At 38.4% G+C, this 25,457-nt stretch carries 21 protein-coding genes and 1 tRNA gene; 11 read left to right on the top strand and 11 right to left on the bottom strand.

All coding sequences use genetic code 11. The features are described 5' to 3' along the window. The first annotated feature begins 433 nt into the window (after positions 1-433). Positions 434-2,662 carry a nucleotide-binding protein gene (locus H6G06_RS05580; RefSeq protein WP_190557855.1) on the top strand — a complete coding sequence of 743 codons (2,229 nt, stop codon included), beginning with the start codon at positions 434-436 and terminating at the stop codon, positions 2,660-2,662. 189 nt (positions 2,663-2,851) lie between these two features. After that, positions 2,852-3,997 carry a SpoIID/LytB domain-containing protein gene (locus tag H6G06_RS05575; protein WP_190557853.1) on the top strand — a complete coding sequence of 382 codons (1,146 nt, stop codon included), beginning with the start codon at positions 2,852-2,854 and terminating at the stop codon, positions 3,995-3,997. Between the two features lie 120 nt (positions 3,998-4,117). Here the strand turns inward: H6G06_RS05575 and H6G06_RS05570 are convergent, their stop codons facing one another. Then, positions 4,118-5,392: a hypothetical protein gene (locus H6G06_RS05570; protein ID WP_190557851.1), complete on the bottom strand. Its 1,275-nt coding sequence runs from the start codon at positions 5,390-5,392 to the stop codon at positions 4,118-4,120. Between the two features lie 175 nt (positions 5,393-5,567). Here H6G06_RS05570 and H6G06_RS05565 point away from each other — a divergent pair, with 175 nt between their 5' ends. After that, positions 5,568-6,047 carry a hypothetical protein gene (locus tag H6G06_RS05565; protein WP_190558526.1) on the top strand — a complete coding sequence of 160 codons (480 nt, stop codon included), beginning with the start codon at positions 5,568-5,570 and terminating at the stop codon, positions 6,045-6,047. A 68-nt stretch (positions 6,048-6,115) separates the two neighbouring features. On the opposite strand, the gene H6G06_RS05560 is transcribed toward H6G06_RS05565, so the two are convergent. From H6G06_RS05560 to H6G06_RS05540, 5 genes are all read right to left on the bottom strand, one after another. Beyond that, positions 6,116-6,187, bottom strand: a tRNA-Gln gene (locus H6G06_RS05560). Between the two features lie 66 nt (positions 6,188-6,253). After that, the gene (locus H6G06_RS05555) at positions 6,254-6,499 is read right to left on the bottom strand and encodes a hypothetical protein (RefSeq protein ID WP_190557849.1); all 246 of its coding nucleotides are present in this window, start codon (positions 6,497-6,499) and stop codon (positions 6,254-6,256) included. 395 nt (positions 6,500-6,894) lie between these two features. Then, complete coding sequence (locus tag H6G06_RS05550; RefSeq protein WP_190557847.1) at positions 6,895-7,395, bottom strand: type II toxin-antitoxin system YhaV family toxin; 501 nt, start codon at positions 7,393-7,395, stop codon at positions 6,895-6,897. A 2-nt stretch (positions 7,396-7,397) separates the two neighbouring features. Continuing rightward, the gene (locus H6G06_RS05545; RefSeq protein WP_190557846.1) at positions 7,398-7,730 is read right to left on the bottom strand and encodes a type II toxin-antitoxin system PrlF family antitoxin; all 333 of its coding nucleotides are present in this window, start codon (positions 7,728-7,730) and stop codon (positions 7,398-7,400) included. 732 nt (positions 7,731-8,462) lie between these two features. Continuing rightward, positions 8,463-10,490 carry a BamA/OMP85 family outer membrane protein gene (locus H6G06_RS05540; protein ID WP_190557844.1) on the bottom strand — a complete coding sequence of 676 codons (2,028 nt, stop codon included), beginning with the start codon at positions 10,488-10,490 and terminating at the stop codon, positions 8,463-8,465. 574 nt (positions 10,491-11,064) lie between these two features. Here H6G06_RS05540 and H6G06_RS05535 point away from each other — a divergent pair. Next, on the top strand, positions 11,065-12,405 hold the full coding sequence (locus H6G06_RS05535) for a lipid-A-disaccharide synthase-related protein (RefSeq protein WP_190557842.1): 1,341 nt from the start codon (positions 11,065-11,067) through the stop codon (positions 12,403-12,405). A 7-nt stretch (positions 12,406-12,412) separates the two neighbouring features. Here H6G06_RS05535 and H6G06_RS05530 read toward each other — a convergent pair whose 3' ends face one another. Next, a complete protein-coding gene (locus H6G06_RS05530) occupies positions 12,413-13,132 on the bottom strand; it encodes a response regulator transcription factor (RefSeq protein ID WP_190558524.1) in 720 nt (239 codons plus the stop codon). 1,572 nt (positions 13,133-14,704) lie between these two features. Between H6G06_RS05530 and H6G06_RS05525 the strand changes: the two genes are divergently transcribed. Both H6G06_RS05525 and H6G06_RS05520 read left to right on the top strand, forming a co-directional pair. Next, positions 14,705-16,042 (top strand): ATP-binding response regulator, encoded by a 1,338-nt coding sequence (locus H6G06_RS05525; RefSeq protein ID WP_190557840.1) that lies wholly within the window; start codon positions 14,705-14,707, stop codon positions 16,040-16,042. A 190-nt stretch (positions 16,043-16,232) separates the two neighbouring features. Then, positions 16,233-17,357 (top strand): hybrid sensor histidine kinase/response regulator, encoded by a 1,125-nt coding sequence (locus H6G06_RS05520; protein WP_190557838.1) that lies wholly within the window; start codon positions 16,233-16,235, stop codon positions 17,355-17,357. Positions 17,358-17,513: 156 nt separating this feature from the next. Here H6G06_RS05520 and H6G06_RS05515 read toward each other — a convergent pair whose 3' ends face one another. Beyond that, complete coding sequence (locus tag H6G06_RS05515; protein WP_190557836.1) at positions 17,514-17,972, bottom strand: response regulator; 459 nt, start codon at positions 17,970-17,972, stop codon at positions 17,514-17,516. Positions 17,973-18,638: 666 nt separating this feature from the next. Here H6G06_RS05515 and H6G06_RS05510 point away from each other — a divergent pair. From H6G06_RS05510 to H6G06_RS05490, 5 genes are all read left to right on the top strand, one after another. After that, positions 18,639-19,841, top strand: coding sequence for an AAA family ATPase (locus H6G06_RS05510; protein WP_190557833.1), 1,203 nt, complete (start codon positions 18,639-18,641; stop codon positions 19,839-19,841). 478 nt (positions 19,842-20,319) lie between these two features. Beyond that, a complete protein-coding gene (locus H6G06_RS05505) occupies positions 20,320-21,621 on the top strand; it encodes an amino acid permease (RefSeq protein WP_190557831.1) in 1,302 nt (433 codons plus the stop codon). Positions 21,622-21,648: 27 nt separating this feature from the next. Next, positions 21,649-22,062, top strand: a complete 414-nt coding sequence (locus tag H6G06_RS05500) for a hypothetical protein (RefSeq protein WP_190557829.1) — start codon at positions 21,649-21,651, stop codon at positions 22,060-22,062. Positions 22,063-22,096: 34 nt separating this feature from the next. Continuing rightward, positions 22,097-22,645 carry an RNA 2'-phosphotransferase gene (locus tag H6G06_RS05495; protein ID WP_190557827.1) on the top strand — a complete coding sequence of 183 codons (549 nt, stop codon included), beginning with the start codon at positions 22,097-22,099 and terminating at the stop codon, positions 22,643-22,645. Positions 22,646-22,772: 127 nt separating this feature from the next. After that, positions 22,773-23,045, top strand: coding sequence for a GlsB/YeaQ/YmgE family stress response membrane protein (locus H6G06_RS05490; protein ID WP_190557825.1), 273 nt, complete (start codon positions 22,773-22,775; stop codon positions 23,043-23,045). Positions 23,046-23,319: 274 nt separating this feature from the next. Here H6G06_RS05490 and H6G06_RS05485 read toward each other — a convergent pair whose 3' ends face one another. From H6G06_RS05485 to H6G06_RS05475, 3 genes are all read right to left on the bottom strand, one after another. Continuing rightward, entirely contained in the window at positions 23,320-24,087 is a 768-nt protein-coding gene (locus tag H6G06_RS05485) for a ChaB family protein (RefSeq protein WP_190557823.1), read from the bottom strand. 44 nt (positions 24,088-24,131) lie between these two features. Continuing rightward, positions 24,132-24,671 carry a Dps family protein gene (locus H6G06_RS05480; protein WP_190557821.1) on the bottom strand — a complete coding sequence of 180 codons (540 nt, stop codon included), beginning with the start codon at positions 24,669-24,671 and terminating at the stop codon, positions 24,132-24,134. A 263-nt stretch (positions 24,672-24,934) separates the two neighbouring features. Beyond that, positions 24,935-25,300, bottom strand: coding sequence for a hypothetical protein (locus H6G06_RS05475; protein WP_190557819.1), 366 nt, complete (start codon positions 25,298-25,300; stop codon positions 24,935-24,937). Between the last annotated feature and the right edge of the window lie 157 nt (positions 25,301-25,457).

Here is a 25,457-nt window from a genome sequence, read left to right as displayed (position 1 = left end):
GAAAAACAAAAAAAATATGTATTTAGAGACGCGTAGCGCCAGAAATACTACGTACATATTAAATCCCCTAAATTTATTTATGGGGATTACCTCCTGCCTCCTTAAAGGATACTCTAAATAGGGCGACATACAAGTGTTATATAAGACAGGAAAAAGTTTTCAGAAAACCTCTTAATATATTTCATATTTATCCTTCATTAAATATTTAAAATTCTTATAAATAAATTTACTATCATAGTGCTGACTGGGCATATATCTGGATGAATTGATTATCTAAGAGCTACTTCAGGATATGTTCTGTCAAGTAGTTATATCATCCTGCAAGGAATAACTCTTATTGATTTAAGAAACAAATTTGAGTATAAATTATCTCAAAATTTTTTCTCATCATTATCTTCCCAATATATTGTTTTCATAGTAGAGGGCTTTTATAGTGGCTACAACTGGTCTCAATCGCAAACAGCTGGTTACTACCTCTAAACAAAGCGTGTTTGATATTAGACAAATATCTACAATTCTGTTTTACCGCCGCTTTTTAATCTTGGGGGTTTCTTGTGCAGTGATGTCAGTTACAAGTCTTCTAGCTGTAATCACGAAACCCATGTACCAAAGTTCCATGCAAATCATAGTAAGTAATGATTTGGATCAAGAATTACACTCTCAGCAGATCCAAAGCGATGTTAAAAGTGAGTTAAATAACAAGGAAATTTCATCTGGAGAATATACCAATCAGATGAAATTAATGCTGAGTTCTAAGCTGGTACAAAAAGCAGTTGATTTACTACGTTCTGATTATCCCAATATCACCATAGAAGATATCAAAGGTAAAAGTGCTACTGGCAACCCAGGATATTTACAAGTAAAACCTGTGGAAGAGATATCAGAATTTAATCGTGTTTATAATCAAGTATTTGTCGTCTCTTTCAAAGATCCCAATCCCGTAAAAACCAAAAGAGTATTGCAAGCTCTACAAAAAGTTTATCAAGACTACAATATTGAACAAAAAAATCAGCGTGTCAATCAAGGTTTAGCTTTTGTTAATAATCGATTACCCAAGTTGCAAAATGAGACACTAGCGGCTGAAAAAAGATTAGCCATTTTTCGCAAGAAACATAATTTAATCGATCCGCAAGTACAAAGTAAAATCTTGCTAGAATCTGTAGCTGATATTCAAAAACAACGACAAACAAATCGCTCTCAGATTGAAGATCTCCAGAGTCGCTACAATAGTTTAGAGCAAAAATTAGCATCTTCAAACCAGAATGCACAGTTGGTTGCTAGTTTGGAGCGTACCAGCAGCTATGAAGCTTTAGTAAATGAGATTAGAAACACAGAAATGAGTTTGGCTCAGGAGCGTTTGCGCTACACTGATAATTCCCCAGTCATAGTCAGACTGAAGGAGAAGCGCCAAGTTCAGATGGCTTTATTACAACAAGAATTGAAAGATACAGACATTAATACTAACAGCAAAAACGCAAATTTATTGGAGGTTGATGATAAGTTAACTAACGAGTTAACTGAGTTGAAAAACAAACGAATTGCTCTCATTACTAAAGAAAATAAATTAGCTAAATCTGAACAGGAAATTCGTTCCCAACTAAATACATACCCCAGTTTAATAGCCGAGTATAATCGCTTGTTATCAGATGTAACCATTCAACAGAGAACACTTGAGCAAATGGTGCAGTTTCAACATTCTTTGGGAATGAAAATTGCTCAGGGAGGATTTGAATGGCAAGTTTTTGAAGAACCGGATTTGGGAATTTATATCGGTAATAAAAAATGGTTATTGATTATTGCAGGAGTAGTAATTGGACCTATTTTAGGTGTGATATTAGCCTTGCTTTGGGAAATGTTTAATCAGGCAATTTTTTCGCCTTTAGATTTACAGAAGCTGACGAATATCCAGTTACTGGGATCTGTACCAAAATTGGGTAAACCTAGTTTCAAGAGCAGATTGAAAGAGATATTTAGGCATAAAAGGCAAAAAGCAGCATCTACAATCACCGAAAGCAAAACTAAATTATCCAGTCATGAAACCCTGGATATGATTTATCACAATTTGCAAATATTCAAGAACTCCTTGCCTTTTAAGTCCTTGATGTTGACTTCAGCACTACCAGGAGAAGGGAAAACAACTTTAGCTTTAGGGTTGGGAGCTAGTGCAGCAAATATGCACCAACGGGTATTAGTAATTGATGCTAACTTGCGATCGCCCAATTTACACAAAGTTCTCGAAATCTCCAATGAATGGGGTTTATCTCTGTTATTGCTGGATGACATCAAAACTCAATTTCAAAATTATATCCAACCTATTCATCCATCCATTGATGTTCTGACTGCTGGACCAAAACCAGATGATGTAGTCAATCTGCTGACTTCAGGAAGGCTGAAAGAATTAATTGAGTCCTTTGAAAAAATCTATGACCTAGTAATAATAGATGCTTCTTCTGTCTTAGATAGCGTTGATGCCAGAATTATCGCCTCTGTTTCTAATGGCATTGTCATTGTCGGACGCATCGGGCAGTTAACCCCACAGGAATTAATGCAAACAACGGAAATTTTAAGCCAGTTGAATTTAATTGGTATCGTTGCCAACGAAGTCCATAATTCTCCAAAAGCGACCAAATCCTCAAAACCTTCCGACACGGTTCAATCATAAGAATCAATTATAAGAATTAAGAAGTCAGGAGTTCTAGGAGTTAGGAGTCAGGGGAGGAAAGGAAAAATTAATCAACTTTTGCCTTTTACCTTCTTCCACTGATAACTGCATAATAGGTAGAAGTGGCAACCTCCTAACTAGGAGAACTGTCTGATTAAACTTGTAGAGGCTTGTGATTAGACAATCAGCATGAAAATCCAACTTTATTTAGGCGCTTTATTTTCCCGGATTCAAGGACAACATTGGTGGATAGGTATCCTCTTATGGTTTGTTTTGGTTGCTCCTGCTCAAGCATCTGTGATCCTGCGCGTGGCTATTGAAAGGGGAGTAAATCAGGTCAAAGTTGGTGCTTCCACCACTGCAATAGTTAAAGATAGTTCTGGCCGTACCCTTGGACAACTACCAGGAATGAGTGCTTATGCGGCTCAAACAGTTCCTGGAGGAGTAGCTTTAGATAAATGGCAATCTGGTTTATTTTGGATTGAGCCAACAGGTAAGGGATTTGTTTATATAGGCGATCGCTGGTTTCGAGGTAGAACACTAGTTATCCCCACCGAAAAAGGCTTAACCGCAGTCAACTGGGTAGATTTAGAAGAATATCTCTACAGCGTCCTGGGAGGGGAAATGAACTCTAGCTGGCCGCAAGAGGCCTTAAAAGCCCAAGCGATCGCCGCCCGTACTTATGCCCTCTATGAGCGAGAAAAACAGCGCAACAATCCCGTTTATGACTTAGGAGATAGCCCCGACCGCTGGCAAATCTACAAAGGTGTCAGCAGCGAATCTCGTAACACCTACGCCGCAGTAGATGGTACAGCCGGTCAAGTCCTCACCTACGACAACCGAATTATTCTCTCAGTATTTCATGCCTGTTCCGGTGGACATACCGAAAACGTAGAAGACGTTTGGGGAAATGCCCTCCCATATCTACGTGCTGTCCAAGACTTTGATCAAAACGTCAAAGAATGTAATTGGATCAGAACCTTTTCACCAGGAGAAATCAGCGGCAGAATTTCCGGTATAGGCAACGTCAAAGATATGATGATCGAATCTCTATCCCCCTTCCGCAGCGTTAAAACCTTGAGAATTGTTGGTGATCAAGGTACTAAACTCCTCAAAGGTGAAGCAGTCCGTACCGCACTCAAGCTCAAAAGTACCCGTTTTAGTCTCAGCAAAGACGCAAATGGTAACTTTGTCCTGCAAGGATTAGGCTTTGGACATGGTTTAGGTATGAGCCAGTGGGGAGCCTACAATTTAGCTCAACGCGGAATCAACCACCTGCAAATTTTAGGACACTATTACAAAGGTGTAGCCCTAACTCCTATTCAAGCTAAGTAGTCAGGGGACTGGGGATTGGGGATTGGGGACTGGGGACTGGGGACTGGGGATTGGGGACTGGGGACTGGGACTTCTTCGCTGACTCCTGACTCCTAACTCCTGACTCCTGACTCCTAACTCCTATTCCCTCTCTTCATCTAACTGATTTTGCCTTTTCACCTGGTCAAATTCCTGTTCTAGTAAATCACTGTCACTGGAATAAATTAAATCTTCTTTACCAATAACTTTTTCGGTTGCAAACTGACTCGCAAAAGCCATCTTCTGTTGTAAAGAATCATCCGCATTTGCCAAAAGCCTTGCTCTTTCCAAACGTTCACGGTTACGGGCAGCAAGTTTACCATTGCGCCATTGAATCCAAAAATAACGCACCAAGGGTATACCTAAAAAACCTACACCATAAGCTAATAACAACCAATAAATTCCTTGCACAAAAGCAACCAATCCCCCTATTTGGGCTGCGACTGTGCCACCTTTTAATAAACTTCCTAATATTAAAGCCGCCACCAAATTCACTACACCCAAACCAGCACTGAGCATAATTTGTCCTGAACTAGCCGCACTAAAACGCCAGGGAATTTCATCTAAATATGGCGCTACTGACTGACGCTGCTTTTTACTGGCTTTTACCTGCAACTCTGGAAAATAATAAACAATTTGCCCATCAGGACTTACCTGGGGTTTGCCATTAAATCGCACCAACACAGGTAACATATAATCTTCATATTCTTGTTGATATTTCTCACCCAAATTATCCAAATAGGGCGCAATTTGTTCTGCTACCACTGCCCCTTTATTATTCCTAATCACAGTACCAATATCTTGCCAGCGTCTTTCTTCTAATTTGGCGTTAGGATTACCATCACCAAACAAAAACGAAAATACAGCTTCAAAGAAATTGAACTCACTATTTTCTCTTCTTTCTCGTCGCCTTTCCTGATTACCATAATCTGGGCTAAAATACCAGAATAAATCTGGGAAAAAGAAGAAATTGAAACCACTAGAATTGCTGCTTCTATTATCTCCGTCTCGGTCTGAGTTAGCAGCAGTAATAATGATAATGATGGTGACAGTAATCAACGCAATAGAAGCAACTAACAAAACACCAAAGGAAATGCGAATTAAATAAAACAGCACTCCCCAAATCTTTTTCCACCATTCTTGTAAACGCAACCGCAAGTATTTATTACTTAAAATTGTTCTAAAATTTTGCGGAAATTGATAAACAATATCACCAGATTCTGCTACCTGTAAATGTCCACCAGCATCTGATGCTAGGGCTAATAATCCTTGATTCGCTTCACCCACATTCAAGCCAGCTTGGGTTGCCACATCACCAACAGTAACACGGTAGCCCAATTGTTCCACAGATCGCATAATAGCTGGATTGGGAGTCATCGCTCTCCTCTCCTGTTGTATTTGACAGTTCTTTTCTTAAGTATAAATAATAAATAATTATTTAAAATCCCCGACTTCTTAGCGGATGTCTAAAAACTTTTTCGTGTGGGATTCAACACTTGTAGATGTTAAAATTAATTACCTGCTTGGTAAACCAGCAAATTTTCCCCCCACTATGGTTCAATATACTCTCGCTCAAAGCCCAGAAATTATCCTAACTGTTCCTGGTAAAGATTCTGCTAAAGCCCGTGATAAAGCCATGGATCAGTTGATGGAACTGATGGAGGCTGATCAGCTACCTACAGAACTGGAAGAAGGATTTGGTCCTCAACAGTTAATCGAAGTCAAAGAACCCACTATTGATAATACTAGCGGTGAGGATGCCATTACTCAAGCCGTCCAGATTCTCAGCAATTTGGCTACACTAAAGTTGAAAGTCCAAGAAACGCGGACTGAAGCTTTGGAAATTCGTAAAGCTGTTGATGTACTGTTCTCAGATAATTCTGTGACGGAGGAAGAAATTACCCGCCTCAAGGAAGGTTTTAAGGTTCTCAAAAACTTTGCTCAAGCCAATATCCGTTATCAAGAAGCAAAAACCAAAGCTCAACAAGCTAGAGAAGTTTTAGATCAAGCTCTCAAATCACCGGAAAAATAAAACTCTGACAACACAGACAGATGTGAAAAACCAAAAAGGGCAGATTCTGTAATCTACCCTTAATAATGCTGGGGCGCTAGGATTCGAACCTAGGGATGGCGGGACCAAAACCCGCTGCCTTACCACTTGGCTACGCCCCAATGACTTAGCTTTAAATAATATAGCAGTTATCCTATGGTTTTTGTCAAGTGCTTTTCAGAAAATATTTAATTATTTAAAATCCCCGACTTCTTGGAGAAGTCGGGGATCTGACGAAGGCGCAAAAAAATAGGGAAGGTTTCTATCCCTTCCCTTTGCTTGTTGTTTTGATTGTTTTCTGGCTTTTGAGCTTCTTTGAGTTTGTTTCTCAGCATCTGCCTTTGTTTCTTCAGTTGTCTCTGTCTGGCAGAACCACCCCGGCCTTTATCGTTTCTCCCTTCTTTGCGGGGGGATTCCCATCTTTTTAAGCGCATAGTGTTTTTTGGGTGAGTAATTGACTATGAAATGCTGTAAGCAGCACTTGTCTTATTATACTACACAATTTTCAATTTTGACAGAAACTTGGGACGATAATGGCGATCGCGTTTTGAGATGGAACTTACGCACAGATCACAAAATGAAAGAACCACAGAGGACACGGAGAAAAACATTTGTCATTTTTGAGTAGGACTAGGGTAATATCCTGTACATCCTTTAATCCTAGTTAACCTGATTTTGACTTGATATTTTTCTAAATTTCTGTTTTGAAAATCTGTTCTAAGTAACTTGGCACAATTAAATATAAAACCTCTCTCCAAACCTCTCCCCTACCAGGAGAGAGGCTTTGACTCCCCCTTCCCTAGCAGGGAAGGGGGTTGGGGGGTTAGGTTTATATTATATTTTTTAACGCCCACTTACTTAAATGGTGAGTTTGACTTTCTGCTTCTTTGAGTAAATCATTCCAATCATCTGGAGGATTACCACTTTCTAGCATTTTCTGGAAAACTCGATAAGCGTCTGTTTTACTTTGATATGCTCGCTTGGTGTTTTCGTCATTTACCCAAGCATAAACAATGATTTTACCTTGTTGATGATATCTAAAAAATAATCGGTATTGCTGAAAAAATTTAGCTCTAAACCAGTGTTTGTATTCATCTCCCAGGGTTGTACCTTGGCGATAATCGTTTAATGTTGGATCTTGAGGAATGACGTTAAATGCAAGTTTGAAAATAGCAGCTAGACGTTTTGTGGCGTTTTTCTGTTTGTATTCTTGAGGATATTTCTGACGTAAATTTTCTACCTGTATGATCAGTTCTTCTAACTGTTCCAGAAATAAAGAATGAGCAAATATAGTCCATCCATTAATTACTAAGGGTTGATTTTCAGACACATTTACTCATCCTCATCAGATAAGGGTGCATCAATATCAATCTCTACATCAGCAACTAAGGATTGAATACGGTTTACTAATTCTGGTTTAATTGGTTGTAAATGTTGAGGATTTTTTTGTATATCCTGGGCAATAAAGTTTAAAAATTCCCCCAGTATCGGATCTTCTTCTTTTCGATCAGCGCGAGAAATAACTACTTTACCGTCAGGTTGAATCACATAGCGAATTTTATCACGTTTACCCAAGCCTAGAGCTTTACGCACGGGTTCAGGTATTGTGGTTTGATATCTGTCTGTTAGGGTGGACTCTGATGATGGATTTGGTTTGACAACCATAACAATTTTCAGGTTTATTCTTTATTTTTAAGGTAATGCAGTTGCATTGTGTTGTCAATGTTTACGTTATTGGGTTTTGGGTGATGAGGGCGATCGCTTTTTTGATCTGGGTTTTATGCACAAGTTATGGAATAACGAACCGCAGAGGACGCAGAGGACGCAGAGAAATTGAGATCCCCGACTTCTTTAGTTAATCTTCTCATTCATCACTTCAATTATCTCAGAAGTCGGGGATATTTGACTACCGACTAACATCCTGTACATCCTTAAATCCTGATTATCCTGATTCAGACTTAATATTTTTCTGTAATCTTTAAATTTTACAGTTTACTGTTATGAACGCAAGATCAGAACTATTACAACCGCTTTCCAGTAATCATCTTGAGAATACAAACTAATAACTACTTTCCACCACCATATCCAACCTACGGGAAAAAAAGGAAGATTTTTACGGAATAGTTCCCAGTAAATGCTGATTGAGGTCTATCTACACCCCATTGGTGTCAACTTATTTGGAGAAATGGTTTATCTGTTAGCTTTCACACCCGCCCGGAAATCAATTTCCGGGCTAATAGGGCAAGTGCGTTAAAACGCACTCTAACGAAATCAAAATCAAACCACAATTGATTTGAAAAACATAATCAATGATTTGGAAATAGTCGGTTAAAACCGACTTCAGCTATTAGACTCTTAATTTATTCCCTGGCTTGAAGATATATCAATTTACTTTCTTTAAAATCGCTGACCTATACCGATATGCACCCGACTGTCTCCTTGATCATTAATTCCATAGTCAGCACGAATCAGACCCAAAGGCGAATCAACGCGCACACCTGCACCATAACCAAAACCACTACCAGGCTTATTTCGATCACCGGCTGGATCTCCTATAACTGTGTCACCAGAACCTAAGTCGGAAGCAAAGTCAGCAAAAAGTACACCTCCAGCGATGGGGAAGATGGGAAAGCGATATTCGGCGGAAGCTAATACATAACTGCGACCACTACCCACTTTGCCAGCATCATAACCACGCACTGAATTAGAACCACCCAAGTTAAAGGTTTCATAAGGTGGTAAATCACCAACTACAGTACCAGCTTGCAGGTTTAAAGCAAATACTTGGGGCTGTTTGCTGTTAAATAAATTCACGGGCATATACTGGCTATAATTGCCTCGCAGCCGATTCATGGTAATCTGACCATGACCAACGGGAATAGATTGTTCGGTGCTGAAACTAAGGAGAGAACCTTGAGTTGTTTTAACTGGGTTATCTCGTTCGTCTTTGGTGGCTGTGAAGGATACGGTAGTTAGGTCATCAATTCCAGTATCACTGAAAGATAATTGGTTGTTGTTGGCATCTCTGGGGGTAATATTACCTTGGCGATCGCGAATGGTAACACGAGTATAGTTAAGACCGACAGCAGCATCCCAACCATCAAGTTGTTGCTGAACACTCACGCTACCGCCAATTTTCCCTTCCCGCACTTTGTCACCGTTGGCTAACTTGATCGTATCGTCAAATGTATCGGAAACTTGCCGTCTGCGGAAGGTCTTCATGTTATAGCCGAGGCGTTCAGGATTATTTGCCCGATAGGGACTGGTGAAATTAGTATTAAACAGTACATCTTGTCTGCTTACTTCCACATTTGCTGCCAAGGTATCATTAACACCGCCAACATTTTGATCTCTATAGCTTAACATCACTGATAGCCCATCATCAGCATTGTATCCACCGCCCAAATTAACTGAACGCGCTCCTACTTCTTGCAGTTCGTAGATTAAATCAACTTTTGTAGCATCTCCTTCAAAGGCAACATTAACTGTTTTAAATAACCCCAATTTATATAATGTTTGTACATCTTGCCGAGCTAAATCGTCTTCAAAGACTTTACCCGGCTGTAATTTGAGTTGCTGTCTGAGGAAATCGGCTTTAGTCCGTCCTTTAATGGGATTCCCATTATTATCAACCTTTTGTCCTTCTTCATTCACAAAACGAAATTTGACATCACCCAGCAAACCTTCCGCTACATTAACTGTGAGGATACCTTGGCGGTTGGGTTGAATTGATAGTACCCTAGCTAGGGTATAACCATTTTCTGCATACCACTGGTTAATTTGCTGGACTATTTTTTCAAGTGCAGCTGGACTAATATCTTTACCAATCTGATTTTGAAAATTTTCTAAGGCTACTTTATAGCCGAGAACCTTTGCACCAGATAATTGTAGTGCTTGTACCACTATGGGCTTGACTTGATAGATGACATTCAAACCAGCGGATGTACTAGTACTGTTAAAATTGGCACTAGCAAATAAACCAGTCTCCAAAATTGCTGCTACATCTTTTTGGAGTTGGTTTTGACTGGTTCCTCCCCCGGTTTGGGTTTTAATAACTTTGCGAATTATCTGCTCTAATTCTGGATTAGCGCCAATTATCTGTACATTGGTAGCGGTAACTACTAAATTAGCATCTGTAGTAAAGTTGTTATTATTTTTATTATTGTTATTATTGATATTTTTCGGTACAACTACTGGCTGAGATACGGGCTGAGAGCTAAATTCTATGGCATAAGTAGTTTCTGGCGATGCTAGGGTTTCTACCTGCGCTGTTTCAGTTTCTACATAAGGCACTACTACCACATCTGTTGTTGCAGTTTTATCCTCTTGATTTGTGGTTTGAGTCGGTGCAGCATTGGCTTGCTGGGTGACATTACTAGCAGCTAAAGTAGCTAAGGTAAGAATGGCCGCAGAAGAAACTCGCATAATTAATAATAATTAATATTGGTTAACTTCATCAACTGGTAGTTAGCAAGAAGGGTGTAAGTAGGTTGGCGTTAAAAATTGTCGTTGGGATAAGGCAGGGGGCAGGGGGAAAAAGGGTTTTAGCCTTGTTTACTTTTCTTTACACACTTTGGTTTTATTCTGCCTACCTACTTAGGGTGTAGAGTAAATTGAATGGGATGGGAATCTCTAAGTAACTTGGCACAATTAAATATAAAACCTCTCTCCAAACCTCTCCCCTACCAGGAGAGAGGCTTTGACTCCCCCTTCCCTAGCAGGGAAGGGGGTTGGGGGGTTAGGTTTATATTATATTTTTTAACGCCCACTTACTTACCTGTGGATAAACAGACGGTTAATTGTAATTTTTTGTTTCTGGTCAAACAAGCGGCCAGCAGTCTGCTTTCGCCATCAATAAAATTAGATGAGTATTTATATCTAGAGATTTTTTACCTGATGGGATTTAGGTTTTTTGGTAATCGATAATACTTATTATCAGATTCGATGCTCACAAATTGCAATACCCTGCAAATGTTCCTAATCTCAAATCCAAAATTCTATGAGTGATTTATCCCCATTACCTTTAGTTGCAAACTCTCTAGATACTACTTCTCGGTTACAGTTACTGGTTTTAAGTAATGGTCATGGAGAAGATATTATTGCTGTGCGTATAATCAGGGAACTGCAAGGGCTATCTTCGCCACCTGATATCTTTGCTTTACCGATAGTGGGTGAAGGACTTGCTTACCAACAGTTAAATGTACCGTGTATTGGTGCGGTGCAGACGATGCCTTCTGGTGGTTTTATTTATATGGATAGTCGTCAACTGATGCGGGATGTGCAGGGTGGTTTGGTGCAACTGACTTGGAAGCAGATTCAAGCTGTGCGTCGTTGGGTGAGTTCACAAACCAAATTAGGTAATCAAAAGGCTATTTTAGCTGTGGGGGATATTGTACCGCTGTTATTTGCAGCTATCAGTGGTGCAAATTATGCTTTTGTGGGAACGGCAAAATCTGAATATTATGTGCGGGATGAGTTGGGTTTATTAGCGAGAAAGTCAAAATCGGCACGGTGGGAAAATTTTTCTGGTTCAATTTACCATCCTTGGGAAAGGTGGTTGATGAGTCGTCGTCGTTGTCGTGCCGTGTTTCCTAGAGATGCGCTAACGACGGAAATATTAAGAAAATGGCCGATTCCGGCTTTTGATTTGGGAAATCCGATGATGGACGGTTTAGAATCGACGTTGAGAATCCCTAGATTTTATCATGCTGATGTTGAACAACAAGAGATTGTTCGTCCTTTAATTGTGACTTTGCTTCCTGGTTCCCGTGCAAATGAAGCTTATGCTAACTGGGAAATGATAATGATGGCTGTATCGGCTTTGATGGAGAGTTTCCGGGAACGAGAGATGGTGTTTTTAGGGGCGATCGCTCCCGGTTTAGATAGGAATATTTTATCTCAAACTTTAAAAATTCAAGGTTGGCAAAACTGGGATCAATCTCCTATTCAACTTGCCGATGCTAATGCTTTGATCTTTAAACAAAGAAATGCTTATCTCATTCTCACCCAACAAGCTTATAATGACTGTTTACATTTGGGAGATTTAGCGATCGCTATGGCAGGTACAGCGACCGAACAATTTATTGGTTTAGGTAAACCTGCGATCGCTATTCCGGGTAAAGGTCCTCAATATAACCCTGCTTTTGCTGAAGCTCAAAGTCGTCTTTTAGGAGCATCTTTAATCCTAGTAGACCAACCTGCAAAAGTTCCTCAAGTCATGCAATCCCTGTTCAAAAATCCCGATGTTTTACATGAAATTGCCGAAAATGGAGTTAAGCGGATGGGGAGGCCAGGTGCTGCGAAACGTATTGCCCAATGTTTGCAAGAAAGATTGCGTTGAAATCTTCTTAACCTACTAACCCAGAACGCAAAGCCCGAACCGCTGCTTGAGTTCTGTCATCAGCGCAGAGTTTATTCAAGATGTTGCGAACGTGAGTTTTGACTGTTCCCACTGTAATATAAAGTTTTTCAGCAATTTGTCCGTTACTACAACCTGCAACAATTAATTCTAAAATTTCCAGTTCCCGCTGAGTCAAGGGATAAGTTTCCAAAACTTGCTCATATTCTGTGGCCAAAGCCTCGATTTTTACAGTCTTTGGTTTATCAGAGCCGCTACTCTCTCCTGGTAAACCCAAGCGCATTTTCTTTAATACCACATTGGCGATCGCCGGATCAATCCAAGAGTTACCAGCATAAGTGGCTTGTATGGCTTCGGTCAATTTATTAATGCTTGTCTCTTTCATATAATAAGAATCTGCACCCGCCGCAAAAGCTGCTAGGACGGCATCTTCTGTGTGATCCATTGTCAAAATCAGAATTTTTGTGGCTTGTCCATTTTCCGCTTGATGGCGTTTAAACTTCCGGGTGAGTTCTATCCCATCCATATCTGGTAAACCAATATCCACTACGGCCACATCTGGCTTGGCAGTTTCCAAAAGTTTTAGTCCTTGAGTGGCATTTGCGGCTTCACCAATTACTCTTAACCCACTGTGTGACTGCAATGCAGCCCTTAATCCCATCCGGGTTAAGTCATGATCTTCAATTAAAAGAATGCTAATCTCATTCATTGTTACACCCAACTCTATATCTAACTGCTGATTTGAACTTAAAACCATTGGTCAGTTTTTCATCTAATTTCCCCAAACTAAAGATAGATGATATTTTGACCAAGTTGCATCCATCGGTAGAAATAATAAGTTTCACTTATTTCATAGTTAGATATAAGTAAAAATCTAACTACGGATATATGCCTAATTTTTTTGAATATGAAATAGTGAGACGAATCCAAAATCATACATCCTCTTTCTCAGGACAGTGTCTTTGCTAGTCTCAGTTTTTGTTTAAAAAAATCTTATACCAAGCTTTTTTAAAAGCTGCGGAGACTTCTTTCACCCTATCTGGGAATTTATCTGGAAATTTATGCAATTCATCGAGCCGCATTTTTGCTCTTGGTTCAGTATCTTTGAATAGTTCTCCCATACTTTTGCGAGTTGCTCAAATGTTATAAATTTTTCCTTGACTTCTCATTCAATTCAGTCAACCATCCTGCTAAGAAACATTAAATTACAACTTTTTTAACAGCCGACTGAGGTTTTAGGTGGTAATTTATGAGACAGTAAATTTTGAGCGAGTTTCAATACTGCTCGGTTAAGAAATTCAACACCTCATTTGGCTTGGGGAAAAGGTTAAAGGGTCAAGGTTGTTTCTGCCCTTTTCCCTGTTGCCTTTTCCCCCTTAACCGACAAGTATTGGGTTTCACCGGCTTCAATCATCATTAATATGTCACATTTGCTTACGTTTAATTTGTCACATTCCCAGCCATTACCCTGAATTTAGCCTGTTGGATGACTGATATTAACTTTTTTATCCTAGCACAAGAGGAGATTTTTGTGACATAAATTTACAAACTGAATTACCAACTTGTAACTTCATAATTCGTCATAGTACCGGGCGCAGGCCAATTTCGCTGAGGCTCCCCCAAGGTATACACACAATTCAAAAACTCCTGTCACGAGGGTAAGGGTTTAAGACTAATAGCTCGCGCTTGTATGAAAATGTCCGGATATGAACTTGAAACTTTCTAATATTGAATGAGTCATCACTCACGAATCAAGACTAAGTAAGATTCAAGAGAGTAAAACTGCTCAAGCTTATGGTACACAATGTTTGTATGCAACTCTCACTAATGGGTGAGGACGGTGAATCATCTACTCAATTACAATTGTGTTGAGATGGATAAAGTATTTGATTTTACTTTATCTTGACTCTGCCCAATTTAATAAAGAATCATTTTCAGTGAGGATAATTGCCAATAGTTTCTAAATTATTATTTATTAAACGTGAGCAATTTTCCATTTGCTAGAGTTCCAAGAAAGCATATTCAATGTCATCAACAAATTTGGCAGAAAAAATGAAATACTTGCTTGTGCAACCAGCTAAAGACATAAAAATTCACAATTAGTAGTAGTGGAGGACGATAAATTAAATGTAACGAATATCAATCTCGATATTGTGTAAAATACCTGAATTCCTCAATAGCTATATTTGAGATACACAAAAATTGTCAGTTCTGTAGTTACATAGTTTGAAAATACAAATGCTGTACTTCAATGTTTATTGGACAGCGAAAATAAAAACTGATGAAAGAGACGCTGAAAATTTTGGTTGTAGATGATGATGAAGTAGATCGCATGGCAGTCCGTCTAGCCCTGAAAAATGCAGGTGTCTATATGGAACTGTGTGAAGTCAAGGATAGTAATAATGCGCTTGCTGCTCTCCAACATTCTAACTTTGACTGCGTTTTTCTCGATGATCGCTTACCAAACCAAGATAGCTTCACTTTAATTCACAAGCTACGCTCTTCAGAAATAAAAGTTCCTTTAGTCATCCTCACTGCTCAAGGAGAGGAACAAATTGCTATTGAATTGTTGCAAGCAGGTGCTACAGACTATCTTACTAAGTCTAAGCTAAACCCAGAAAATTTAGTAATGATATTGCAAAACGCGATTCGTTTGTATCGCGCGGAAATGAAAGCCGATTTGGCATATCAACAACTCAAACAAAGTAATGAGCAACTGATTCGTAAGAACCAAGAATTGGAGAAACAACGGCAACAAATTCAGTTGCAAAATTTGAAACTCTTGGAAGCATCACGACTTAAATCGCAATTTTTAGCAACCATATCTCATGAATTGCGAACCCCAATGAATGCTATCATTGGTTTTTCTCAAATACTGTTACGTCCAAAATTTGGTCAACTCTCCCATCAGCAAGCAGATATGGTAGAGCGCATCCTCAATAATGGTAAGCATTTGCTGATGTTGCTAAATGAAGTTCTGGACTTTTCCAAATTGGAGGCAGGTAGATTAGAGTTAAAACCGGAAATATTTGATTTATCGAAGATAGTTAATAATACTGTGGCGGAAATACGTTCTTTAGCAGAAGCCAAAAAGTTATCTTTGCTAGTGGAAATAGACTTACAAAACACTTTAGTATTTAATGATCCAGTGCGAGTACATCAGATTTTAATTAACCTGCTTTCCAACGCAGTTAAATTTACAGAATATGGAGGTATTAGGGTAGAAGTGAAAGAAACTCCCCAAAATCAATTAGCGATTACTATTCGAGACACAGGAATTGGCATTTCTTCTCAAGATCTTAAACATATTTTTGAGGCATTTCGACAAGTAGATCAAGGTATCAGTCGTAAATATCCTGGAACAGGACTGGGTTTAGCAATTATTGATTCATTGGTACAAATGATGGGAGGAAAAATATTTCTAGAAAGTCAATTAGGAGTGGGGTCGGTATTTAAAATTGAATTGCCACGTCAAATTACATTATCACCTGATAGTGGAGACAATTATAGTTTAAATTTAGGTAGTGACGATGGAATTTATTATTCTCATCAAAATTTACCTCACTTGCCATCTCAATTCAATAAAGTGTCGCTAGGATATCCACATTTTAGACAGTAAATTCCCAAGTGTAGATGCCAGAGTAAGTAAGTGGGCGTTAAAAATTGTCGTTATGACAAGGGAACAGGGAACAGGGAACGGGGAACGGGGAAGAGGGTTTTGGTGAATTTACTTTTTGTTACATACTTCGGTTTTTTCCCGCTGACTTACTTAGATTAATTTAGATTAATTTCCCAGAAGTTGATAAACTATGTCTGTTGCCAAAAGTGATAAGGTTGATCGTATCCTCGCCGTTGATGATACAAGAGATAATTTAATTTTAGTGCAAACACTATTAGAAAGTGAGGGGTATGAAATTGACTTAGTATCAGATGGAGCTACTGCTTTACAAAAAATAGCACAATCGCCACCGGATCTGATTTTATTAGATGTGATGATGCCAGGGATGGACGGTTATGAAGTAACACGGAGAATTCGTAGTAATCCCGATCTCAGCTATATTCCCATTTTGTTAATCACAGCTTTTCACGAATCTAGTGTGGTTGAAGGATTAGATGCGGGTGCTGATGATTTTATTCGCAAACCATTTGATACAGATGAATTACTGGCCAGGGTGCGATCGCTGTTGCGACTCAAGCATAGTATTGACGAACAGCAAAAAATGACGCGTCAGCGAGAAGATTTTGTTTCTCGTCTGACTCATGATTTACGCACACCTTTAGTAGCAGCTGATCGAATGTTGGCTTTGTTTCAACAGGAGGTTTTTTGCAAAATATCGCCAGAAATGAAACAAGCGATCGCTGTGATGATTCGCAGTAATCAAAATTTAATGCAAATGGTCAATACCTTACTAGAAGTCTATCGCTTCGAGGCTGGCAAAAAAACCTTAAATTTGGAAAAATGCGACTTAAAAGAAATAGCTGAAGAAGTAATCAGTGAACTCACTCCCCTGGCTATGGAAAAAAACCTGACTCTCAAGTTAGACACTCATGAGTTAAACCAACTAGGAGATCATGGGGGAATGGTCTTCGGAGATAGATTAGAACTACGCCGAGTATTCAATAACTTAATCGGTAATGCCATCAAGTTTACAGATACAGGCGGTGTGGAAATTCGCATTTTTGAAACCTTACCTAGCAAAACAGATCCAGGAGAAGTCTTAATTAAAGTTGCAGATACAGGTTATGGAATTGCACCTGAAGACCAAACAACAATTTTCGAGCGATTTCGTCAAGGGAGAAACAAAAGATCAGGTAGTGGCTTAGGATTGCATCTATCACAACGAATTGTAGAAGCACACGGTGGAAAAATCGAACTTTTCTCAGAATTAGGTAAAGGTAGTATATTCACAATCAGACTACCCACAGAAACTTAAATTTGTAAGGATTCAGAATATAGAATTCAGAATTTAGCATCAATCAGGATTTTCTATTTGAGCTTGATGATTTATTGAAAAACTTGCTCCTCTATATTCATTCCCGATACCAGCAAATATTCTGACTCCTGAATTCTTACTTAATTTCCGTTAGTTCTAACTTTCCTTACATACTTCAACCGCAGAATAAGGCTCAAATTTCTCATTAAGCAAACGACAAATAATTGCCTCTAAATCTTCCAGCATATAGGGTTTACTGAGATAGTCATCAAAACCTGCTGCCAGGATACGCTCTTCCTGTTCCCTGCCAGCCAAGGCCGTAACTGCAATTACAGGAATGTGGCAAGTGAGAGATTCGTGTTTCAAATGTCGCACAACCTCTAGACCGTTCATACCTGGTAACAAAATATCCAACAAAATCAAGTCTGGCTGGTACTCTTTTGCTACTAAGATCGTGCTGGAACTGTCATTTTGACAAATAAATCTACACCCTAGTAACTCCAGAGCATAACTAAGCAGCAGAAGACTATCATCATGATCTTCTACTATCAAAATTAAAGGCGGCTGAGAGCTTTGCTTCTTTTCATCACTCATGAATGAATGTGTCAGATACATCTGTTCTCCAGAAAATTTAATTGGGCTTTATCGTCTTGATAGTCAAACCAGACGATAATCCCACAAGCCATAAGAGAGTGCTGATTCAGGATTAGCTAGTGTTTCGCTGGCGCTCAGTTGATAATCCTTGCCCACATCAAACAGGAAAGAAAAACTCAAACTGAATTGCTTTAGCCGACACCCCTTGATTATATGCAAAATTACAGAATATTTTCCTCATAAGTTCACAATAACTTTATAGAGAAAAATTAAATAGTTATTTACTTTAGTATCACTATTGACCTATAGATTAAGTAAAAGTTCAAATGAAACTAGTGGAATTCAAGAACCTGTTAAGTATGAAAATAACCCCTTAAATCTATAGTGGATGTCTTTTAGGCTGATGATCAGAGCTTATTAAAAATTGCCATAAAACCTCATAAATTAATGGCTATATCCCCTCAGAGGGCGTAAAAATTGGTAAATAAATATTACTTGAATTGCGACGGTACTTAGTCAGTTTGTAAAGAAGTGATATGATCCTTGCTCAAACCAATCTATTTTAAGCATAATACTTGACGTAGCTATATTTATGTAATATATGTATTATAGTACATACTATGCTAATTATTTACCAAGAATTAAGCGGGTTTTACTCCTGACTCCTTCCTGACTCCTGATTTATATATGGATTTTGATTATTTCCGCACTAACGACAATAATTCCGCGAATAACAATCGGCACAACCTACTAGCTAGTGGTTGGCGGCCATTTCAGCGTGATTTTGATTGGGGCTATTTTCAGCAACTAATATTTAATGATACTCAAGAGTTAACCCAAAAAAGTATTAATCTAGTCAGTTTTTATGCGGACGCGTTAGCTAGAAAAGATTTTGCTTGGTGGGCAAATATATTAAATTTAGCATCTGACTATACTCGTGGTGAATTCCAAAAATTTTGGAACTTCATTACACCCGATGCACTTACGCCCGATTATCGGTACAAAGACGTTTTAAGTACCGAAACTCCTATTGTCCAATTTGTTAATCGTAACAGTATTCCTATTGATTACGTACTGAATTTATTACAAGAAATTACAGTGTTGAGGGTTTTACGTTTATTGGAACGTCCTGATATTATTACCCAATATTACTCAGAAAGAGACTTCTATTTTCCAGTAGAAAAGTTTGTTAGCTGGGAACGTTTAGATGTCATCAATACTGTTTATGCTTACTGGGCTAAACACGATATTTGGTTACAAATTGACCCCTATGACCGGGGACGGAGACAATATACTTTAATGTCTAAAAATTTAGCCCCCTTAATTAATAAAGCTACTTATGATTTAGCAGTCATGTTAAGTGGATATCAAAGTCGTGTAGGCAAGGTTCATAATCAGTTTCCCATTCGCACATTTTCTCAAGAAATCCAATATTTTACTGATTCAGTTCAGCAAGCAATTCTCAATCAAAATCAATTAGCAGTTGTGGTACATGGAGAACCAGGTACAGGTAAAACAGCATGGACACAATCAGTAGCCAAAGAAATTCTTGTACCTTTAGGCTATGTAATTTTTATTTTGGATCATGATGCCATAACTAATTTTGTTCCCCCAAGCTACTTAGAAAGAATTTGTATTATCATCAACGAAGCTGATAACTTAGCTCAAGATAGAGCTTCGGAAGTAGCCCAATATAACAACAAAACTGAACATATTTTGGCTTTGTTAGATGGCACTTTGTACCAAAGTGTAATTGATGAATCGGGAGTGCAGATAAAGCAGCGTTTAGTGGTATTAATGACTTGTAACACTACAGAAAGATTAGATCCCGCTATGTTACGTAAAGGTAGAGTGGATTTAATGTGTGAGTTTACACAGCGTTTTGTCTGATAAATAAGTTATTGCTAACAGAAAATTGACCATTAAAAAAGGGACTAGTACCGCAGGGCAAAAGTCAAAACGAAGACAGCATAGGATTGTCAGAGATTTAGAATGGTTGATTTATTTACGCCGTGCTGTACTAGGGGGTTTCAGAGTTTGAGGCAGAAATTGCCTAATTGCTACCAATTTAGGCTTTTTGCTATAATTGTTTACAAAGAAGGCAGGAGGCAGAGGGCTGTCTTGCTGGAGGGAAGAAGTATGAATTAAAACTTTAGTTCTGGGTCTCAAGCCCAGTTTAAAAGAGGAATTGTATCGAGACGCATAGCACGTTAGCGAAGCGGCACGAAGTGCGATACAAAGCGTCCTTGCTTCAATCCCACGTTTTCTCTCCGTGGGTTCCTCCTGCCTCCTACCTCCTATCTCCTGCCTCTTGAAATAAATTCATATTATCTTCCTGCTTTGGGCAGATATCTGAGCAAAAACCCCTATGAAGACAGTTCTCAAATCAGAACAAACGCAAATCACTAGATTATTTTCTCACCTGGAATTTGATGGCAATAAATTAAATCATCAACCAGGTAGTGTCTTAGGAAGCACTGCTTTGATTGCTGGAACTACCATTGGGGCTGGTATTCTTGCCCTACCTGCGGTGACTTTACCATCAGGTATTTTACCATCTACAATTGCCATTATTGTAGTTTGGTTATACACATTATTTTCAGGTTTGTTAATTGCAGAAGTTAGTTTAAATGTTATGGGTGCAGAAGGCATTCCCAGCATAGGGTTTCTGGCAATTGTAGAAAAGACCTTGGGTAAAGTGGGAGCGAGAATTGCAGGTGCTACATACTTATTTATGCACTATGCCCTTTTAGTGGCATATATCAGCAAAGGTGGAGATATTTTAGTATCCACATTCGCTAAAATTGCCGGGTTAGATAATATCTTACCTAATTGGGTAGGAACAACAACTTTTACCTTCTTATTTGGTGGCATTCTGTATTTAGGAAAAGAAAGATTTATTCAGAAATTAAACGGTGCCTTTGTGGCAATTGTGATTATTTCTTTTATAGGTCTATTGTTATTAGGCTCAGGTCAAGTAAAAAGCGAGCAATTCTTATTTCAAAATTGGAATGCTGTTGGTAGTGCCGTTTCAGTTATATGTGTAGCTCTTTTTTACCATAATGTTGTGCCTGTAGTGGTGACACAACTAGAAGGAGATCTACCCAAAATTCGCAAATCAATTATCATTGGTTCTGCCATTCCTCTGATCATGTTCTTGGCTTGGAATGCCGTTATTTTGGGCAGCGTGAATCCTGATATACTACAAAATCCTTCAGAAAGTGGTAGTGTTTTTGATCCGCTGCAAATTCTGCGCTCAGGTGGGGGAGGAGAATTATTAGGATTAGTATTAACTGTTTTTTCAGAGTTTGCAATTATCACATCATTCATCGGTTTTGTGTATGGCTTGGTAGATTTTTTTAAAGATATTTCCCGAATTACCAAAGGTGAACTTTCTCGTTTACCTATTTTCTCACTTGTTCTATTTCCACCAATGAGTTTAGGCACAATAAACCCCAGCATCTTTTTTACTGCTCTAGACTATACGGGCATCTTCAGTATTTCGGTTTTAGGTGGGATTATTCCCGCAATTATGAGTTGGCAACAACGAAACCAACAAAAATTAACAAATGGTATTTATCAATCACTTATACCGGGTGGTAAAATCACGTTAACTCTAATGATTACAGTCGCATTAGCTCTAATAGGAAAACAAATTTTCTCAATTTAATCTCCCTTAAATACCAATTTCCATCTTATGAATCCACAATCTCCCTTACAGTTGACTAAAGGGGCAATCCTACGTTTAAGCCTGTTATTTTTGGCAATGTTCGGGTTTGTTTTGTGGTTAAATCAGTCTGGTTTATGGGAAAATGCCCAACTTTTAGAAACCCTTTACCGTCAGGGAAATTACATTGAGGCAGGATTATGGAGTTTATTTGCTTTAGGGTTTATAATCTATAGCTACAAAAGAGATTCCCTCATTGCTAAACGCAAAAATCAAATTACATCAGTGATTTTTTTATTGTTTGGATTATCCGATCTTGTTGAAGTTCAAACTGGAGCATGGTGGAAACCTTGGTGGTTATTTCTCTGGAAAGCTAGTTGTGTTTTAGGTTTTATAGTTTGCTTTTGGGATTATTTGAAAAACCATCGTTTAAAAAACCATTAAATCACCTTAAATTATTAGCTAATAATGATGAACAATGAGTAATTCTCGCTTAGTCAAAATCAGCAAATTTCTGAGTAAATATCTACGGCACACACCAGAAGAAATAGGAATTAAATTAGCTCCTGGTGGTTGGGTTGCTGTGGATGAATTACTAACGGCCTGTGCTAATCACAAATTTCCTATCACCTTAGAAGAATTAAAAGAAGTAGTTGCTACCAGCGATAAAAAACGCTTTGCTTTTGATTCTACATTTACGCTTATTCGTGCTAATCAAGGACACAGTACAGAAGTTGATTTACAATTAGAACCTGTTGTACCCCCAGATGTGCTTTATCACGGAACAGGAAACAAATCTGTAGATGCAATTATGCAAACAGGACTTTCTAAAATGTCACGTCATCATGTGCATTTATCATCTGATATGAACACAGCTAAAATAGTGGGTGCAAGGCATGGAAAACCTGTTATTTTTACTGTGGATGCTGGTGCGATGTATGAGGCTGGTTACATTTTCTATTGTTCTGATAATGGCGTTTGGTTAGTAGATCATGTACCACCAGAATATTTAAATTTAATTTTTTAGAAGTTTAAAAGATGATTGATAATTGAAAGTTTATTATGAATAATGAATTATTAACTACCCCTTTTGATAGAAGCGACACGAAAATAAAATTTCTAATCTATTTATAGAATTTTAAATTGATTAGACTATGAATATTATTGCTTGGATAATTCTGGGTCTGATTGCCGGAGCGATCGCTAAAGCTATTTATCCTGGTCGCCAAGGTGGCGGAATTATAGCGACAATGGTATTAGGAATTGTTGGTGCTTTAATCGGTGGAACTTTAGTCACTTTATTAGAAACAGGAACATTACAATTTACAGCCGCAACTCTAAGCATTCCAGGCATAATAGTTGCTATTATTGGTGCAATGATCGCAATTTTTATTTGGGGCTTATTTACTGGACGTACCAGTTATTAATGAATTAGCGAATATCTGTGAATAGCTATAGCTGAATTTTTAGCAACTAAGATTAAAATAAAGAAACTAAAATTAATTCAGCTATAAAAGGGTAATGAGTATTAAGTAAGTGGGCGTTAAAAATTGTCGTTATGACAAGGGAACAGGGAACTCTTAACGGGGAACGGGGAAGAGGGTTTTGGTGAATTTACTTTTTGTTACATACTACTCTTCGAGAAGCCGCTACGCGTCTACGGTTTTTTCCCGCCGACTTACTTACCCCATTACCTATTACTTAAACACCAACTTTTGCTCTTGACCAAACACCATTCTCATCTTCATCAAATTGTTGATGAACTGCATCCCAAGCAGATTGTTCAGCCGTAAACTCATCATTGGTTTCATTGAGTACGGCGTTATATCGCTGAATAAATACCCGTTGCGCTTCTTCTGAGAGATGAGCGCCAACTTCAGGAGATAAATCTTCTGGGCTGTTACATGGACCAGGACAAGGACGAGCAAGTGTTTTACCAATGGTGTGAATTTCTTCAGCACCGGCACTTTCTAATAGCAGTTGAAATTCACCTGTGCGATCGCTGGGAATTTCTGCCATTAATAAAAACTCTCCCGCTTGTAAACGGGTTTGATAAATGGCAGCTTTGTCTTCTGGCATCCCCAAAGTAGTGAGAACTGAAACTAAACCAGCACCTGCACTACCAGCGATCGCACCACTAGCAGCCCCCAGCAACACAGCACCAATCGGACCTGCTGCTACAATCGGTCCCACAAAGGGAATAAACAATACTCCTACACCTGTCAGTAAGCTGAGGAAGGAACCAAACAAAGAACCAAAAATTGCACCAGTTCTCAAACCTCCTAAAATTACATCTCGCTTAGTAATGAAACCAGAAATTCGCGTTTCTGACTGGAAATTTCTGCCCATCACCGAAATATGATCTTTGGGTACACCTCTATCTAGTAAACGGCGAATTACATCATCAATTTGCTTCTGTTCTTTAAATACAGCTGAGATGGTACGCTCTGCTTGATATCCTTCTGGCACTTGTTTACTCCTTGTACTTTGTGTTTGGTGTTTAAAATTCTCTACTACACACCCACAGGGACTTTATTTCCTACCGCTTGTTGTTGACTATCTGGTTCTAATGCTTGTCCTTGAACAAATGAGCGCAGCATCCAAGCCATCTCCTCATGTTGTTCCATTAAATCAGTCAAAAAGTCAGCAGAACCCTGATCATGAAGCTCTTCACTACACTGATCTACATGACTTCTTAAATTGCGAATAACCTGCTCATGATCTTCCAATAATCGAGTTACCATCCCCGTTGCTGTGGGAATTTCGCCACTATATTCTTTGAGAGTAGCAATCTTTAAAAATCCTTCCATTGTGCCAGTTGGATAACCTCCTAACTTACGAATCCTTTCAGCTAATGCATCAATATTCTCAGTCAGTGCTTTGTATTGCTCATCCCAAAGTTCATGCAAGGTGCGGAACTGAGGACCAACAACATCCCAATGATACTTTTTAGTTTTTACTACAAGTACATAAGAATCTGCTAAATTTTGATTTAACAAATTCATTACACCGTAACGTTGTTCTTCTGTCAAACCAATATTGATTGCATTCATGGTCATTATTTTCCATCACTATTAACTAATTTCTCAAAATATCGGCATTAATTACATCAATCAAAGGTAAGATTAAACATCAAATTTATTTTGTATATTTAGGAATAATCCTTAAGACATAGCAAGTTATTTACTAATTCAAGCAAGCTAAATATAGCCATAATATTAGATTTTTTTACTTTTTAAATACCTACTAATTAGAAGTCCGACTTCTCGAAGAAGTCGGATCTCTTATTGTTATTGTTATAGGTTATAAATGATATTTACTTGTTGCTACCTGTGACTTTTTCCAAAAAGCCTTCTACTTCCTGTTCTACAGAAGTTGCACTTCGTGAATTTTCGGGACGCTTCATCTTGTCAATATCAGCATCTCCCTGAACTTCATTAAGTCCTCTCTTTGTTTTTTCTTGAGATTCTTTCAGTCCTATCGGTGGAGATTGAGCCGCTTCATCAGTTCTGCGTTGAGTTTCCAATAGTTGTGTTGGTCCTTCTGTTGGTTCACTCTGATAACTACTAATAGCTAAAGCCGGAAAAGCATTAAATAAAAATATGAACGCACAGGCAAAAGCTACAAATATAAATCTAGAGGCTAACCGCAATCTAGAAATAGCAAAATCAAGGATCTTCATCTGAATATTTTTCCGCTCTACTTTCTGCTTCCACCTTAATTGAATTAAAAATTTATTTCATCAATCTTACGAGAGAATTAAATTTCTTGTTGAATTTAAAATTCAATAAAAATCTATCTTTAGATAGAAAATACAATTTCGCCAAATAATGATGAAG

The sequence above is a fragment of the Anabaena sphaerica FACHB-251 genome (assembly GCF_014696825.1).
Taxonomy (GTDB): Bacteria; Cyanobacteriota; Cyanobacteriia; order Cyanobacteriales; family Nostocaceae; genus RDYJ01.
Note: the sequence above shows the minus strand (reverse complement) of the source record. Positions and strands in the feature narration are given on the sequence as shown.

Bases quoted from the DNA above. Each gene is read 5' to 3' on its own strand.
- H6G06_RS05575 (WP_190557853.1), top strand. From the start codon at position 2,852: ATGAAAATCCAACTTTATTTAGGCGCTTTATTTTCCCGGATTCAAGGA.
- H6G06_RS05570 (WP_190557851.1), bottom strand. From the start codon at position 5,392: ATGACTCCCAATCCAGCTATTATGCGATCTGTGGAACAATTGGGCTAC.
- H6G06_RS05565 (WP_190558526.1), top strand. From the start codon at position 5,568: ATGGTTCAATATACTCTCGCTCAAAGCCCAGAAATTATCCTAACTGTT.
- H6G06_RS05555 (WP_190557849.1), bottom strand. From the start codon at position 6,499: ATGCGCTTAAAAAGATGGGAATCCCCCCGCAAAGAAGGGAGAAACGAT.
- H6G06_RS05545 (WP_190557846.1), bottom strand. From the start codon at position 7,730: ATGGTTGTCAAACCAAATCCATCATCAGAGTCCACCCTAACAGACAGA.
- H6G06_RS05540 (WP_190557844.1), bottom strand. From the start codon at position 10,490: ATGCGAGTTTCTTCTGCGGCCATTCTTACCTTAGCTACTTTAGCTGCT.
- H6G06_RS05535 (WP_190557842.1), top strand. From the start codon at position 11,065: ATGAGTGATTTATCCCCATTACCTTTAGTTGCAAACTCTCTAGATACT.
- H6G06_RS05530 (WP_190558524.1), bottom strand. From the start codon at position 13,132: ATGAATGAGATTAGCATTCTTTTAATTGAAGATCATGACTTAACCCGG.
- H6G06_RS05525 (WP_190557840.1), top strand. From the start codon at position 14,705: ATGAAAGAGACGCTGAAAATTTTGGTTGTAGATGATGATGAAGTAGAT.
- H6G06_RS05520 (WP_190557838.1), top strand. From the start codon at position 16,233: ATGTCTGTTGCCAAAAGTGATAAGGTTGATCGTATCCTCGCCGTTGAT.
- H6G06_RS05515 (WP_190557836.1), bottom strand. From the start codon at position 17,972: ATGTATCTGACACATTCATTCATGAGTGATGAAAAGAAGCAAAGCTCT.
- H6G06_RS05510 (WP_190557833.1), top strand. From the start codon at position 18,639: ATGGATTTTGATTATTTCCGCACTAACGACAATAATTCCGCGAATAAC.
- H6G06_RS05505 (WP_190557831.1), top strand. From the start codon at position 20,320: ATGAAGACAGTTCTCAAATCAGAACAAACGCAAATCACTAGATTATTT.
- H6G06_RS05500 (WP_190557829.1), top strand. From the start codon at position 21,649: ATGAATCCACAATCTCCCTTACAGTTGACTAAAGGGGCAATCCTACGT.
- H6G06_RS05495 (WP_190557827.1), top strand. From the start codon at position 22,097: ATGAGTAATTCTCGCTTAGTCAAAATCAGCAAATTTCTGAGTAAATAT.
- H6G06_RS05490 (WP_190557825.1), top strand. From the start codon at position 22,773: ATGAATATTATTGCTTGGATAATTCTGGGTCTGATTGCCGGAGCGATC.
- H6G06_RS05480 (WP_190557821.1), bottom strand. From the start codon at position 24,671: ATGAATGCAATCAATATTGGTTTGACAGAAGAACAACGTTACGGTGTA.
- H6G06_RS05475 (WP_190557819.1), bottom strand. From the start codon at position 25,300: ATGAAGATCCTTGATTTTGCTATTTCTAGATTGCGGTTAGCCTCTAGA.